Annotated in this window: 14 protein-coding genes; 5 read left to right on the top strand and 9 right to left on the bottom strand. The window is 68.3% G+C overall.

The window, feature by feature from the left end; genetic code table 11:
- The first annotated feature begins 131 nt into the window (after positions 1-131).
- On the top strand, positions 132-1100 hold the full coding sequence (locus tag ACFV15_RS45425) for a cytochrome P450 (RefSeq protein WP_378359366.1): 969 nt from the start codon (positions 132-134) through the stop codon (positions 1098-1100).
- Positions 1101-1284: 184 nt separating this feature from the next.
- A complete protein-coding gene (locus tag ACFV15_RS45430; RefSeq protein ID WP_378359368.1) occupies positions 1285-2535 on the top strand; it encodes a hypothetical protein in 1251 nt (416 codons plus the stop codon).
- Between the two features lie 43 nt (positions 2536-2578).
- On the opposite strand, the gene ACFV15_RS45435 is transcribed toward ACFV15_RS45430, so the two are convergent.
- Positions 2579-3079 (bottom strand): helix-turn-helix domain containing protein, encoded by a 501-nt coding sequence (locus ACFV15_RS45435; protein WP_378359369.1) that lies wholly within the window; start codon positions 3077-3079, stop codon positions 2579-2581.
- 125 nt (positions 3080-3204) lie between these two features.
- On the opposite strand from ACFV15_RS45435, the gene ACFV15_RS45440 reads away from it, so the two are divergent.
- Positions 3205-3855 (top strand): DUF4240 domain-containing protein, encoded by a 651-nt coding sequence (locus tag ACFV15_RS45440; protein WP_378359371.1) that lies wholly within the window; start codon positions 3205-3207, stop codon positions 3853-3855.
- 20 nt (positions 3856-3875) lie between these two features.
- On the opposite strand, the gene ACFV15_RS45445 is transcribed toward ACFV15_RS45440, so the two are convergent.
- Positions 3876-5477 carry an alpha/beta hydrolase gene (locus ACFV15_RS45445; RefSeq protein ID WP_378359373.1) on the bottom strand — a complete coding sequence of 534 codons (1602 nt, stop codon included), beginning with the start codon at positions 5475-5477 and terminating at the stop codon, positions 3876-3878.
- 196 nt (positions 5478-5673) lie between these two features.
- On the opposite strand from ACFV15_RS45445, the gene ACFV15_RS45450 reads away from it, so the two are divergent.
- Positions 5674-6360, top strand: coding sequence for a DNA alkylation repair protein (locus ACFV15_RS45450; RefSeq protein WP_378359374.1), 687 nt, complete (start codon positions 5674-5676; stop codon positions 6358-6360).
- Here the strand turns inward: ACFV15_RS45450 and pheT are convergent.
- The 7 genes from pheT to infC form a co-directional block, all read right to left on the bottom strand.
- Positions 6357-8876 carry a phenylalanine--tRNA ligase subunit beta gene (gene pheT, locus ACFV15_RS45455; protein ID WP_378359376.1) on the bottom strand — a complete coding sequence of 840 codons (2520 nt, stop codon included), beginning with the start codon at positions 8874-8876 and terminating at the stop codon, positions 6357-6359. The two genes, ACFV15_RS45450 and pheT, sit on opposite strands and share 4 nt — an antisense overlap.
- Positions 8876-9943 (bottom strand): phenylalanine--tRNA ligase subunit alpha, encoded by a 1068-nt coding sequence (gene pheS, locus ACFV15_RS45460; protein ID WP_378359378.1) that lies wholly within the window; start codon positions 9941-9943, stop codon positions 8876-8878. Before pheS ends, pheT begins: the two co-directional genes overlap by 1 nt.
- Positions 9944-10066: 123 nt before the next feature.
- A complete protein-coding gene (locus tag ACFV15_RS45465) occupies positions 10067-10897 on the bottom strand; it encodes a DUF6159 family protein (RefSeq protein ID WP_378359380.1) in 831 nt (276 codons plus the stop codon).
- Positions 10898-10943: 46 nt separating this feature from the next.
- Positions 10944-11765, bottom strand: coding sequence for a TrmH family RNA methyltransferase (locus ACFV15_RS45470; RefSeq protein ID WP_378359386.1), 822 nt, complete (start codon positions 11763-11765; stop codon positions 10944-10946).
- Positions 11765-12142, bottom strand: a complete 378-nt coding sequence (gene rplT, locus ACFV15_RS45475; RefSeq protein ID WP_378359382.1) for a 50S ribosomal protein L20 — start codon at positions 12140-12142, stop codon at positions 11765-11767. The genes ACFV15_RS45470 and rplT overlap by 1 nt, the downstream gene beginning before the upstream one ends.
- 69 nt (positions 12143-12211) lie before the next feature.
- Positions 12212-12406, bottom strand: coding sequence for a 50S ribosomal protein L35 (gene rpmI, locus ACFV15_RS45480; protein ID WP_378359383.1), 195 nt, complete (start codon positions 12404-12406; stop codon positions 12212-12214).
- A gap of 79 nt (positions 12407-12485) precedes the next feature.
- A complete protein-coding gene (gene infC, locus ACFV15_RS45485; protein WP_091298251.1) occupies positions 12486-13097 on the bottom strand; it encodes a translation initiation factor IF-3 in 612 nt (203 codons plus the stop codon).
- 233 nt (positions 13098-13330) lie between these two features.
- Here infC and ACFV15_RS45490 point away from each other — a divergent pair, with 233 nt between their 5' ends.
- A complete protein-coding gene (locus tag ACFV15_RS45490) occupies positions 13331-13690 on the top strand; it encodes a DUF1844 domain-containing protein (protein ID WP_378359385.1) in 360 nt (119 codons plus the stop codon).
- Positions 13691-13820: the final 130 nt, after the last annotated feature.

Genomic DNA, 13820 nt, shown 5'->3' on the forward strand with positions numbered 1-13820 from the left:
ACCCCCCACCCCGGGCCGGGGGGGGGGGGGGGGGGGGCCGCCCCCCCCCCCCCCCCCCCGGGCGCCCAAACTCGGCCCGGGGCGCCGCCCCCCCCCGGGGCGGGGCCGCCCCCCCCCCCCCCCCCACGGCGGTGCTGACCCAGCTCAGCCGCCTGCCCCCGGTCCTGATGAACCTCGACCCACCCGACCACACCCGCATCCGCAAGCTGGTCGCCCGCGCGTTCTCCTCCGGCGCGGTCGAAAGCCTGCGCCCGGTCGCCACCCACATCGCGGCCGACCTGGTCGACGACCTGGTCAAGGCCGGTCCGCCCGCGGACTTCCTGCACGACTTCGCCAGGCCGTTCCCCGCCCGCGTCATCTGCGCACTGCTCGGAGTGTCCGATGTGGACCGTCACCGGCTGCGCTCACTGATGGACATCACCCTGTCCACCTCCGATCGCACCCAGGCCGGCGCGGCCTTCGGCGAGATCATGGGCCTGATCACCGACCTCGTCGCCACGAAGCGCGAGTGCCCGGCCGACGACCTCGTCTCCTCACTGATCGCCGTCCGCGACGCGGGCGACCAGCTCAGCGAACTCGAGCTGCTGTACACGGTCCTGAACCTGTGCACCGGCGGCTACGAGCCGGTCGCGGGCGCGCTGTCGAACTCCCTGCTCGCGCTCTCCCCCGACCAGCTCGACCGGCTTACCGACAACCCTTCACTGCTCCCGAGCGCGCTCGAGGAGCTACTTCGTTACGTCCCGGTTTTCTGCTCTGCCAAGGAAAGGGTCGCGCTGGAGGACGTCGAGCTGTCCGGCGTCCACATCCCGGCCGGTTCGACGATCATCCCGGTGACCCCGTCGGCCAACCATGACGCCGAGGTCATTCCCGACCCCGGCCACGTCGACCTCACGCGGACGAGCCCGCACCTGGCGTTCGGCCACGGCGTGCACCGCTGCGTGGCCATCCCGCTCGCGATGATGGAATTGGAGATCGCCTACACGACCTTGCTCACCCGGCTGCCCGGCCTGCGCCCGACGTGTTCCGTCGCGGACCTGGTCTGGAAGACCGGCCTGGTGACGGTCGGCCCGGCCAGCCTGCCCATCACCTGGCGAACCTGACCCAGCCTTCGCCTCGCCTCGCCCGGCTCGCACGACGTGAACGGCGCTTTCACAACGCTCAACCTGGATCCAGGCTCAACGTTGTGAAAGTGGCGTTCACGCGGACCCGCCAGGGGCCCGGCACCGTGGTAGCCGCTCAGGGTTTGTACGGCCCTTGTATTTTCCGGCCGTACAAAGGCATGTCATGCGAGTCCTCAGAGTCCTACTCCCCGCGCTTGCGGTGACCGTCGCCGCGCTGTCCGCGCCCGCGACCGCCAACGCCGCCTACAGCGATCCGCTCACCACGACCACCAAGCAGAACCTGGTGTGGCACGCGACGCCGGCCTCGGCACTGACCGCGTTGGACAACGCGCTGCCCAACGTCAGTCTCAACACCGTGGTCAACGACGCCAACTATCCGATGACCGGCTGTACCAGCAAGGAAAAGGCCGCTCTTCCCAAGGCACCCGCCGCCACGACGGCCCTGTGCTGGGACGCCGACCGGGCAGGCAGTTCGTCCTGGGTCCCGCAGGGCATCACGACCTCCGGCGACGCCGACAACGACGGCATGTGGGGCAGCGACAAGATCCTCCTTTCCGGTTGGCACGGCACCGAGACACTGGGCCGTTACAACGACGCGCGCATCATGGTCGTCAACTACAACAAGCCTGCCGCGCCCGCGTTCCGCATGGCCTACCTGGCCGTGCCGAACAGCACCGGCACCGACTTCAGCGCGGCGAAGGCGCACATGGGCGGCATGGCCTGGTACGGCGACAAGATCTACGTGACCGCCGTCGGCAACACCTCCACCGCGATCCGGGTGTTCAGCACCAAGCACATCCTGCAGATGACCGACAGTTCCGACAGCATCGGCAAGAACGCGGGCGGCTACAGCGCTTATGGCTACAAGTACGCGCTGATGCAGGTCGGCTACTACAGCTACGCGGGCGGCACCTGCAGCATGGCTTCCGATACCGGCGTGCCGTGTTTCTCCTCCATTTCCTTGGACCGCAGCACTTCCCCGGCCAGCCTGGTGACCACCGAGTACTTCTCCGACCAGAGCCTCCACGGCAGGCTCTTCCGTTACGGCATGGGTTCCGACTACCTCCTCGACGCGAACTCGTCCGGCTCGGTGGCCGCGACCGAGGCCTACCGAAGCTATGTGGGCAATATGCAGGGTGTGTTGGCACACAACGGAAAGTGGTACGTGGCGCACAGCTCGGCCACGCAGGCGGGCCAGCTCTGGGCGCAGACCAAGTCCTCGAGTAACTCGGCCACGTGCGGCTCACCCTCGACCACGGCCTGCTGGGCCGTGCACCCGGAGTCGCTCACGTACGACTGGTCGACCGGACTCGTCTGGTCGCAGGCGGAGTGGTCGACCGCCGACTGCGCCGCCGCGAACCAGACCTGCGGACGGTCCATCTTCGCCGTCCCGCTGAGCGCCTTACCGGCGTAGTGGAGGTGGTGGGCAGGATGGACGACCTGCCCACCACCCCGGCCTAACCCGGTTCACCTCCCGAAGCCTCGGGCCTGCGGCTGGGCGGAGTCGGGAGGTACTCCCCCTGGTTCTCCGGATCACAGCCGACGCGTGGCAGGCGCGCGCGAATACCGCCGGGTGTCCGCTCGAAGTAGTGAGCGATCATCTCGACGCTTTCGCCCGCCAGCCACCGCTTCTCCAGCTCGGCGTCTTCGTCCGCCGACCAGGACTGGCCTTGTTTGGCCGGACGATCGCCTGGTCTTCGGCGCGGCGGCGGTTTCGGTCTGCCCGCGAAGGAGAAGAGGCTCTCCGCGATCAGCTCCGCCACCGTGGCCGTGACGTGATTCTGCAGATCGAGCCTGCCTTCGGCGACCGGATCGCCGTCGACATCGGCGCCGCCGATGGTGATGGCGACCCACTGCGAGGGTTGGGTGTGGTCGTCGCTCGGCTGCGCGGCGACCTCGATGCGATAGGTGTTGGTGCCGACCCGGATCTCTGTCCGGTGCTCTTTGGTGATGTTCATGTCCGCGACGCTAGACCCCGGCACCGACAGCTTTGTCACTTTCCGCGCCCGACCTGCTGCTCTCCGAAATTGTCGGGCCTCCGGCGTACCGTGATTCCATCACATTCGGCGACGGAGGAGTGACGATGAGAGAGCATCAGTTCTGGCGGCTGATCCGCCAGTCGCAGCGGGGCACGAACCCCGGCCCTGGTTTCCTGACCACGATGACGAAGAGCCGCCAGCAGGTGATCCGGCTGCGGCACAGCGTCGAGGCGCTGCCCTTCTTCGAGATCGTGCAGTTCCATCACATGCTCCAGCGCATCCATCAGCGTGCCAACTCATGGGAGATGTGGACCGCTTTCGGGATCGCGCTGGGCAGCATGTCCGAAGAGAACTTCCGTGAGGCCGTGTCCTGGCTGATCCTGCAAGGCAGACGAAGATTCACGAGAGCCGTGGCGCTTCCCGACCTGCTCGCGGAGCTGGAGTTCGACGAAGACGAGGTGATCGACGCCGAGCCGCTGGGCGGCATCATCTATGACATCTTCGTGCCGCTCGGCAACGGCGACGATGTCGACGACACCATCGCCGCGGAAGCGATCTACGACGCCTTCGGTTTCGTCGGCAGCGCGCGGCCGGAGGGCGAGAAGCTCTCGGAAGACCTGCCGAGCCTGCGTGCCAGATATCCGAAGCTCGTCGCGAAACACGTGGCTCCCGGCGCCGAGTCGCTTCCCGAACCCGCCGTCCTGGTGCCGAAACACTGGTGCCCCGACCTGGCGGACCAGATCGGGGCACCGTGATGGAGCGTTATTCAGTCACCTCAGAAGCGAAGCAGCTGCGGGAGCAGTTCCTTCTTGACGTCGGCACCGGCCTGCGCCTTGTCCGACCGCTGGGTCGCGGCCGCGGCGCCGGCGGGCACCGGCGGCGGGACCGGCTCACACTGGGCGTCCGAGTGTCCCTGACCGGGAGTGCGCTTCGGCAACGTGCCGTTGGCCAGGTAGTCGGCGATCTTGTCGTCGACACACGCGACGCCGGACAGCGAGCCGGAGTGCGTGGTGCCGCCGGGCGCGCTGATCAGGCTGGAGTTCGGGTAGCGCTTGCGCACCTCGAGGCTGCCGGGGTACGGGGTGGCCGCGTCGAGCTCCTCGTCGATCAGCAGGATGCCGGGCACCTTGCTGCCGTCGATCTCCACCGGCTTACCCGCCTTGGCGGGCCAGTAGAGGCACGGCGCGTTGAACCAGGCGTTGCCCCAGGTCTCGAACGGGGCGCGCAGGTAGGTGAGCCAGTTGTCGATCTTCCACTTGGTCCAGCTCTTCGGCCACTGCACGTCGGTGCACTGCACGGCCGCGTAGACGGCGAAGCCGTTGTCCGCGCCCTCGCCCTGGGCGTTCGAGTCGTCGTAGAGCTGCTTCAGCGTCTGCCAGTCACCCTTGTGCACCCAGCCGTCGAAGGCCTTGGCCATGTCTTCCCAGCCGAAAACGTAATACCCGGCCTGCAGGAAGATGTCGGTCCACTCGTCGCCGCCGATGATGCCGCCCGCCGGGTTGGCGTACAGCTTCTTCTGCTGGGCGTACCAGAGCTTCTCGACGTCGTCGCCGGTCTTGCCGAGGTGGTAGATCGAGTCGTACTTGGCGACCCAGTCGAAGTAGATCTTGATGTTGCGGTCGAACGCGACATCCTGGTCGAGGTTCGCCTGGTACCAGACCTTGCGCGGGTCGACGTTGCCGTCGAGCACCATCCTCCGGACCTTCTGCGGGTACAGCGTGCTGTACACCTGGCCGAGGTAGGTGCCGTAGGAGAAGCCGTAGTAGTTGATCTTCTCTTCGCCAAGCGCCTTGCGCAGGTTGTCGACGTCCTTCGCGACGTCGACGGTCTTGATGTGCTCGAGCAGCGGGCCGTTCTTCTTGCAGGCCTCGGCGTAGCCCTTCGACCTGGCGAGCCAGGTCTGCTCCAGCTCACGCGTGGTCGGCACGTACTTCGGCCGGTTGTAGCTGAAGTAGTTGCCGTCGCAGGTCAGCGCCGGCTTGCTGGAGCCGACACCACGCGGGTCGAAACCGATCCAGTCGTAGTTGTCACCGGCGCCGTTCGGCACGAACTGGCCGAGGATCGACAGGCCGAGGCCCGAACCGCCGGGGCCACCGGGGTTCACGATCATGATGCCCTGCGACTGCGGGGTCTTGTGCTTGATCCGCGAGACGGCGATCTGGATCTTCTCGCCGTTCGGCTTGGCGTGGTCGAGCGGCGTCTCCAGGAAGCCGCACTCCCCACCGGCGTTCTGCAGGCGGGCACTCTCGCACTTGCCCCACTTGATGGGCGCCGGGGCGAACTCCGACGCCGCGGGCGCCGCACCCGCCATCGGGGCGATGGCCGCCCCGCTGACGAGGAGGCTCGCGGCCGCTACCGCGGCAGCAAATTTGTTCACGATGTTCCTTTTCGTCGACGTTCGTCCCGATTTCAGGGAAAATACCGAGTCTTGCCAACAACTTCGCCGATCGACACGGATTTCACCATCCGTCTTTCGTTGGATTTTCCTAAACTCGACGATGATCCGATTCGGACAAACGTAACGGGTCCGCCACCTGGCGTACTCGGCACCTACCCATCCGGTGGAGGTAAAAATGCAGGCCGCGCAGGACCTGGCCGACGCCGTCCGCACAGGACTGGCCGAACGGGCGGATCCGATGAAAGCGCCCGAGATGCGGGCCTACATGAGGTCCGAGATGGACTTCCTCGGCGTCCAGAAACCGGCCAGGCGCGAGCTCACGAGAGAGATTTTCCGCGCACATCCACTGCCCGATCGGGAATCATTCACCGAAGCCGTGCTCACCTTGTGGCGCGACGCCAAGTACCGAGAAGAACGGTATGTCGCATTGGATCTCACCGGCGACAGGGCGTACGCGCGGTGGCTGGACTCGGAATCGCTCGAACTCTACGACGAATTGATCGTCACGGGCGCCTGGTGGGACTACGTGGACGAGATCGCCGTCCGCCGGGTCGGCCCGATACTGCGCGCGGAGCCGGAGGTGCTCAAGCCGCGCCTGCGGGACTGGGCGGCCGACGCCGACCTCTGGCGGCGCCGTACCGCGGTGATCTGCCAGATCGGCTCGAAGGACGCAACCGACACTTCACTGCTGTCCAAGACCATCGAACTGAACGTGGCCGACAAGGACTTCTTCCTGCGCAAGGGCATCGGCTGGGCGCTGCGGGAGTACGCGAAAACAGACCCCGGGTGGGTGCGACAGTTCGTCACCACCCACCCGGGGCTATCAAGCCTCTCTCAGCGCGAGGCCCTCAAACATCTCTAAGCGCGAAGCTCCGCGCCGTATCGCTCGGCCGTGGCCGCCACAGCGGCGTCCTTGGCCTCGATGGCCTCTTCGACCTTCAGCGTGCGGTCCGGAGCCCGGAACCGCAGCTTGTAGGCCAGCGAGCGCTTGCCTTCGCCGACCTGCGCGCCGGTGTAGGTGTCGAACAGCTCGACGTTCTCGAGCAGGTCGCCAGCCGCACCACGCAGCGTGTCAGCGAGGTCGGCCGAGGGCACACCCGCGTCGACGACGAGCGCCACGTCGAGCAGCACCGGCGGGTACGCCGAGATCCGCGGCGCCGGGCGCGAGTCCGGCAGCGGGATGGCGTCGAGGTCGAGCTCCATGGCGACCGTCCGCTTCGGCAGGCCGAGCGCTTCGATCACCTTGGGGTGCAGCTCGCCCGCGTGCCCGACCGGCCAGTCGCCGACCAGCAGCTTGGCGCAGCGGCCGGGGTGCCATGGCAGCAGGTCCGCGGCCGCCACGGTGAGCTCGATGCCGGAGGCCGCCGCGATCGTGCGGGCGGCTTGGACGGCGTCGGCCCAGGTGGCGTCCTCGCCCTTGCCCCACCAGCCGGAGCGCAGGCGCTGGCCGGTGAGGACGGTGGCGACGTGCGTCGGCTGCAGCGGGACCGAGGCTTCGAGCAGCGCGAGCTCCTCGTCGGTCGGCCGCCGGTCGACGCCGAGATCCGGCACCGGCAACGGCTTGGCACCCGGCAGCACGACCTGGCCGATGTAGTACAGCGCCAGGTCCTTGAAACCGCGGGAGACGTTGCGCTGCAAGGTTTCCAGCAGCCCCGGCAGCAGGGTCGTGGCCAGCTGGTCCTTGTCCGCTTCGAGCGGGTTGCGCACCCGCACGGTGTGGCGGCGCACGTCGTCGTCGGCGAGGCCGAACGCGTCCCACACGGACTTCGAGATGAACGGGAACGGCTGCACCTCGACGTACCCGGCCTCGGCCAGCGCGCGCGAGACGGCACGACGGCGACGCTGGGTGTCGGTGAGGCCGCGACCGGCGGGCGCGGCGGGCAGCACCGACGGGATGCTGTCGTATCCCTCCAGGCGCAGCACCTCCTCGACCAGGTCGGCTGCCTGCACCAGGTCACCACGCCAGCTCGGCGGCGCGGCGGTGACCAGCGCGGTCCCGTCGTCGCTCGCGTCGAGCACGACCTTGCAGCCGATCTGGCCAAGCCTGCGCACGGTGACGCCGCGGTCGTAGCTGACCCCGGCCACCTGGTCGGGCAGGTTGATCGGCATGGTGATCGCGGGCAACGGCTCCACGCCGCCCTCGTCGGTGCGGCCGGGCTGGATCGAGCCGTCGCCGTACTCGCGCAGCAGGCGCGCGGCCCGCTCGACGGCGACCGCGCACAGCTGTGGGTCGGTGTAGCGCTCGAACCGCTTGGCCGCCTCGGAGAACAGCTTGTGGCGGCGGGCGGTCCGGCTGATCGAAGCCGGGTCCCAGTGCGCCGCCTCGAGCAGCACGTCGGTGCTCTCCGGAGTGATCTCGGTGCTCGCGCCGCCCATGGTGCCCGCCAGCGAGATCACGCCGCTGTCGTCGGCGATGATCACGTCGTCGGGGTCGAGCTCGCGGACCGCATCGTCCAAAGTGGTCAGTTTCTCGCCCGGCTTGGCCTTGCGCACCACCAGATCACCCTGGACGGCGCCGGTGTCGAAGGCGTGCAGCGGGTGCCCGACCTCGAGCATCACGTAGTTCGTGACGTCCACGGCCAGCGAGATGGACCGGATGCCGGACAGCATCAGCCTGCGCCGCATCCACCACGGCGTCGGCGCGCTCGCGTCGAGGCCGGTGATCCGGCGCAGCACGAACCGCTTGCAGCCGTCGGTGTCCTCGACGTGCACCGGCCAGGCGTCGCCCTCGGCGCCGGGCAGTTCGATCAGCCCGGGGTCGCCGAACGGGACGTCGAGCGCGTTCGACAGCTCACGGGCCAGGCCGCGGATCGAGAGCGCGTAGCCGCGGTCGGGCGTGGGCGTGAGCTCCAGGACGGTGTCGCCGAGTCCCATGAGCTCGCGCGCCTCGTCGCCGGGGCTGGCGGTGCCCGACGGCAGCACGAGGATCCCGTTGTGCTCGTCGCCGAGGCCGAGCTCGCGGGCCGAGCAGATCATGCCGTCGCTGATCCGGCCGTAGGTCTTGCGCGAGGCGATCGCGAAGTCGCCGGGCAGCACCGCGTCGGGCAGCGCGACCACGACGAGGTCACCCTCGGCGAAGTTGGTGGCGCCGCAGACGATGCCGCGGGTGCGGACGGCGGCGGGGTCTTCGCCCGCTTCGAGCTCGGGGGCGTGCTCCTCGCCGACCTCGACCCGGCAGAACCGGATCGGCTTCTTGAACTCGGTGAGCTCCTCGATCTCGGCGACCCTGCCGACCACGAGCGGGCCGGTGACCTGGCCGAGCGGCTGCACGTCGTCGACCTCGATGCCGATGCGGATGAAGGCGTCGACCAGCTCCTGCGGCTCGATCGCCTCACCAAGGCCGAGGTGCTCGGTCAGCCAGCTGACGGGGACTCGCACTACGCCTCCGTTCCGAAGGGAAGGGTGAAGCGGACGTCGCCCTCCACCATGTCGCGCATGTCCGGGATTCCGTTGCGGAACTGCAGGGTGCGCTCGATGCCCATGCCGAAGGCGAACCCGGAGTACACCTCGGGGTCGACGCCGCAGGCACGCAGGACGTTGGGGTTGACCATGCCGCAGCCACCCCACTCGACCCAGCCCGGGCCGCCCTTCTTCTCCTCGAACCACACGTCCACCTCGGCGGACGGCTCGGTGAACGGGAAGAAGTGCGGGCGGAGCCTGGTCTTCGAGTGCTCGCCGAACATCGCGCGGGCGAACGCGTCGAGCGTGCCCTTGAGGTGGGCCATGGTGATGCCCTTGTCCACCGCGAGGCCCTCGACCTGGTTGAAGACGGGGGTGTGCGAGGCGTCCAGCTCATCGGTGCGGTACGTCCGGCCGGGGCACACCACGTACACCGGCAGGTCGCGGTGCAGCAGCGTGCGCGCCTGCACCGGGGAGGTGTGGGTGCGCAGCAGCAGGCGCGAGTCCTCCTCACCGGCGTAGAAGGTGTCCTGCAGCTGGCGGGCCGGGTGGTCCTTGCCGAAGTTCAGCGCGTCGAAGTTGAACCACTCGGCTTCGAGCTCGGGACCTTCGGCGACCTCATAGCCCATGGCGATGAAGGCGTCGGCGATCTGCTCGGAGATCGTGGTGATCGGGTGGCGCGCGCCGCGGGCGACGCGGTCCCACGGGAGGGTGACGTCGACCGTCTCCTCGCGCAGCACGTGCTCGTCACGCTCGGCCTGCAGCACGACCAGGCGCGCGTCGTACGCGGACTGGATGGCCTGGCGCGCCTCGTTGACGAGCTTGCCCGCTTCCGCCTTCTCCTTCTTGGGCAGCGCGCCGATCTCGCGGCGGGCCAGCAGCAGCGGCGACTGGTCACCCAGGTGCGCCGGTTTGACGGCGGCCAGCGCGTCGAGGTCGGTTGCCGCGGTGAAGTCCGTTTCGGCCTTCTTGATCGCAGCCCGCAGTGTTTCGGGCGAAAGCGCTTCGCCCGCGGTCGGGTTCTGCTGTTCGGTGGCTCCGGACATAACTCCTCGGCGTCCGTTGGTGACGGGATCGGCGGCCGCACGCGGCCAGGACGGCACACGTGTGGGATGACAGCCGATTCTAGGTGATCGGCTCATGACACCGACCGGGAACCCTCGCGAGCGTCAGCGGGTGGCGAAGGCGTCCTGAAGATCAACATCGGCGAACGCGCCCGCCACCGTGCCTTCGGCGGCGTAGCGGTACAGCGCGGTCTGGTAGATACCGGACAGCGTGGTCGTCAGAATCGACACGGCCAGCACCCAGACGAGTGCCAGGCCGAGGCAGACGAACCAGGTGATCGCGCCACCGCCGAGCAGGACGCCGGGCAGCATCAGCAGCGCGAATCCGGCGAACGAGACCAGGAAGCCGACGAGGCCGATCCCGCCCTGCCCGGCGAGGTTCTCGCCCCAGGTGCGCTTGAACATCTCGGCCGAGCGCTTGGCCGACGCGCGCACGGTGCTGTCCTCGAGCATGAGCACCGGCAGCACCAGGTAGGTGACCAGTGTCCAGGCCATGCCGAGGAACCCGCTGATGATCCGGCCGAGGAAGCCGAGCCGCTCTTCGATCGCGCGCAGGATCATCGTCACCGTGGCGGTGATGATCGCCCAGCCCAGCAGCCGCAGCCAGTTCTGGCCCGCGGCGCGCAGGCCAGCGCCGACGCTCGGGTCGCCACCGCGCAGCGCGACGTCGGCCTGCGAGATGAGGGCGGCGTTGAAGAAGACGGTGACGAAGGCGGCCGCCACGTAGAACAGCGCCAGCAGCACCCAGGAACCGGCGGCCACTCGATCGTGTTCGAGTGTTCCGCGCGACACGAAGACCGCGGGCACGAGGAAGACGGCCGCGACGAGCAGGCCTCCCACAATCGAGAGCACCGGGAAGGTGACGAGTTCCTTGCGCGAGCGCAGGACGCTCAGCGAAGCCTTGAACAGTGCCAACGAGCGAGCCAACCGGCCCATGGAAACCCCCAGAAGTGACCACAAAGGACTTCGGGAGCGTACTCGGTCAGCCCCGGCGTGCGGCCATCGCGCTGGCGTAGACGCAGACGGCGGCGGCGGTCGCCAGGTTCAGGCTCTCCGCCTTGCCGTACAGGGGAATGCGGACCGCGCTGTCAACGGCGTCGAGCACGTCCGACGGCAGGCCGTGCGCTTCGTTGCCGAACACCCAGGCGGTCGGCACGGTGAGGTCGATCGTGTCGAGCTGCTCTTCGGCGTAGCCGTGCGCGGCACGCGTGACCAGCCCGGCGTCGGTGCACGCGGTGAGCGCCTCGCCGATGTCGCGCACGCGTGCGATCGGCAGGTGGAACAGGCTGCCCGCGGCGGCGCGCACGCATTTGCCGTTGTGCGGGTCGACGCTCTCCCCCGCGAGGATCACGGCGTCGGCGCCCGCGGCGTCGGCGACCCGGATCACGGTGCCCGCGTTGCCGGGGTCGGCCACGTCGACGAGCACGGCGACGAGTTTGGCGTCGGTACCGAGCATGCCGGCGAGCGGCCGGTCGAGCAGCTCACACACCGCGACGATGCCTTGCGGCGTAACGGTTTCCGAGAGTCCCTCGGCCGCGCGGTCGGTGATCGCGGACACCCGCACACCGAGTTCGCGGGCACGCGCGACCAGTGCCACGTGCTGGGTGGACGCCCGTTCCGCGACGAAGAGCTCGTGCACCTTGCCGTGTGCCAGCGCCGCTTCGACGGCGTTCGCGCCCTCGGCGAGGAACCGGCCGGTCTTGTCACGCTCGGCGCGGCGGGTCAGTTTGCGCGCAGCAACAACCCGGGGTGTCCGTTCGGTGAACGGATCGGCCCCGGGCTGTGTGCGCGCGTCTGAGGAGATCAGGCCGACTTCTTCTCTTCGGTGTTGACGTTCGCCTTGGCGAGCTCGGCGAGCGCCGCGAAGGCGGCGGCGTCGTTCACCGCGAGGTCCGCGAGGATCTTGCGGTCGACCTCGACACCCGCGGCCTTGAGGCCCTGGATGAAGCGGTTGTAGGTCACGCCGTTCTCACGGGCGGCCGCGTTGATACGGGTGATCCACAGCTGGCGGAAGTCACCCTTGCGGGCACGGCGGTCCCGGTAGGCGTAGTTGAGCGAGTGGAGCGTCTGCTCCTTGGCCTTGCGGTACAGCCGCGAACGCTGGCCGCGGTAACCGCTGGCCAGTTCGAGAGTTGCGCGACGCTTCTTCTGGGCGTTGACCGCCCTCTTGACGCGTGCCACGGGTCCATCCTGTCGATCTAGGGGGGCGGATCACACCCCGGGTGGGTAAAGGTACGAGTTGGTGAAGGTCTACAGACCCAGGAGGCGCTTGACCCGGGGGACGTCGGCCTTGTTGACCTCGGTCGTGCCCTCGAGACGACGCGTCAGCTCGCTGGACTTGACCTCCATCCGGTGGCGGCGGCCGGCCTTCTGGCGGCGCAGCTTGCCGGTACCCGTGATGCGGACCCGCTTGGACGTGCCCTTGTGCGTCTTCATCTTCGGCATTTCGGAGCTTTCCTCTTTCAGGCGGCAGCACACCGGAGACCGGTGTGCTGCGACATGCGTTGCGTGTGGCGCGAAACCGTCAGGACTCGGCGACTTCTTCGTCCTTGGCCGGCTTGGCCTTCGGCTTGACGTTCTTGTGCGGCGCCAACACCATGATCATGTTGCGGCCGTCCTGCTTCGCCGACGACTCGACGAAACCGAGCTCGGTCACGTCGTCTGCCAGCTTCTGCAGCAGCCGGAAGCCCAGCTCGGGGCGCGACTGCTCGCGGCCACGGAACATGATGGTCACCTTGACCTTGTTCCCGGCGGCGAGGAAGCGGGACACGTGACCCTTTTTGGTCTCGTAGTCGTGCTGGTCGATCTTCGGCCGCAGCTTCTGCTCTTTGATGACGGTGAGCTGCTGGTTGCGGCGTGACTCGCGGGCCTTCTGCGCGCTCTCGTACTTGAACTTGCCGAAGTCCATGAGCTTGCATACCGGCGGGCGCGCCTGGGGCGCGACCTCGACGAGGTCGAGATCGTTCTCCTGTGCCAGCCGCAGTGCATCTTCGATCCGGACGATGCCGACCTGCTCGCCGGCGGGTCCGACGAGGCGGACCTCCGGTACCCGGATGCGGTCGTTGATGCGTGTCTCGGAGCTGATGGGGCCTCCTTGGTCCGAGGAATGATTCCTGTTACTCGACCTGGTGCCCACATACAGAAGGCCCCGTCATCAGGATGTCCTGACGCGCGGGGCCCACTCTTTTCCGATCGCGGACGGCTTCGAGGAGAACCTCGAAGATCGAACGCTTCGCCACCACGGCCTTGCGGCTGCTGTGGCGAGACCGGACCCGGACACCTGTGTTGCGGTGACTCGGGTGGGAGCGGGGCTCCACTTGTCCGCCCCCGATTGCTCGGGAGCTGGTCGCAGGTGGAAGGGTACCAGACGTGTCAGATCAACCTTCGCAGCAGCCCGAGTATTCCCAGGACATCCGAGGCCTGGAGGAGATTCCCAGCGTCGAAGTCATCAGCAGGGCGGCCGTGATGCTGCTGTCCGCGGCGGCCGAGCGCCTGGGTCTCGCCGACGCCGACCCGGACACCAGCCCGCACCGCGACCTCGACGAGGCCCGCCGCCTGATCACCGCGCTCGCGGGCCTGGTCACGGCCTCCGCAGAGTACCTGGGCGCGCACGCCGGCCCCCTGCGCGACGGCCTGCAGTCGCTCCAGAAGGCGTTCCGCGAGTCCTCCGCCGTGCCCGACGCCCCTGGCCAGGGCCCAGGCGAGAAGTACACCGGTCCCGTCTACTAGTCGTTTCCGCAGCTCAGGGGTCGTGAGTGGCCTGACCGGGTAACTAGTCAGGTCTCTGTCGCGTGGTGGTCGTCGTTCTGCGATGATCACCGCGTGACCGGGAGTGAGCGTCCGTCGTATGACGAGCTTG

The sequence above is a fragment of the Amycolatopsis sp. NPDC059657 genome (genome assembly GCF_042734395.1).
In the GTDB taxonomy this organism is placed as follows: Bacteria; Actinomycetota; Actinomycetes; order Mycobacteriales; family Pseudonocardiaceae; genus Amycolatopsis.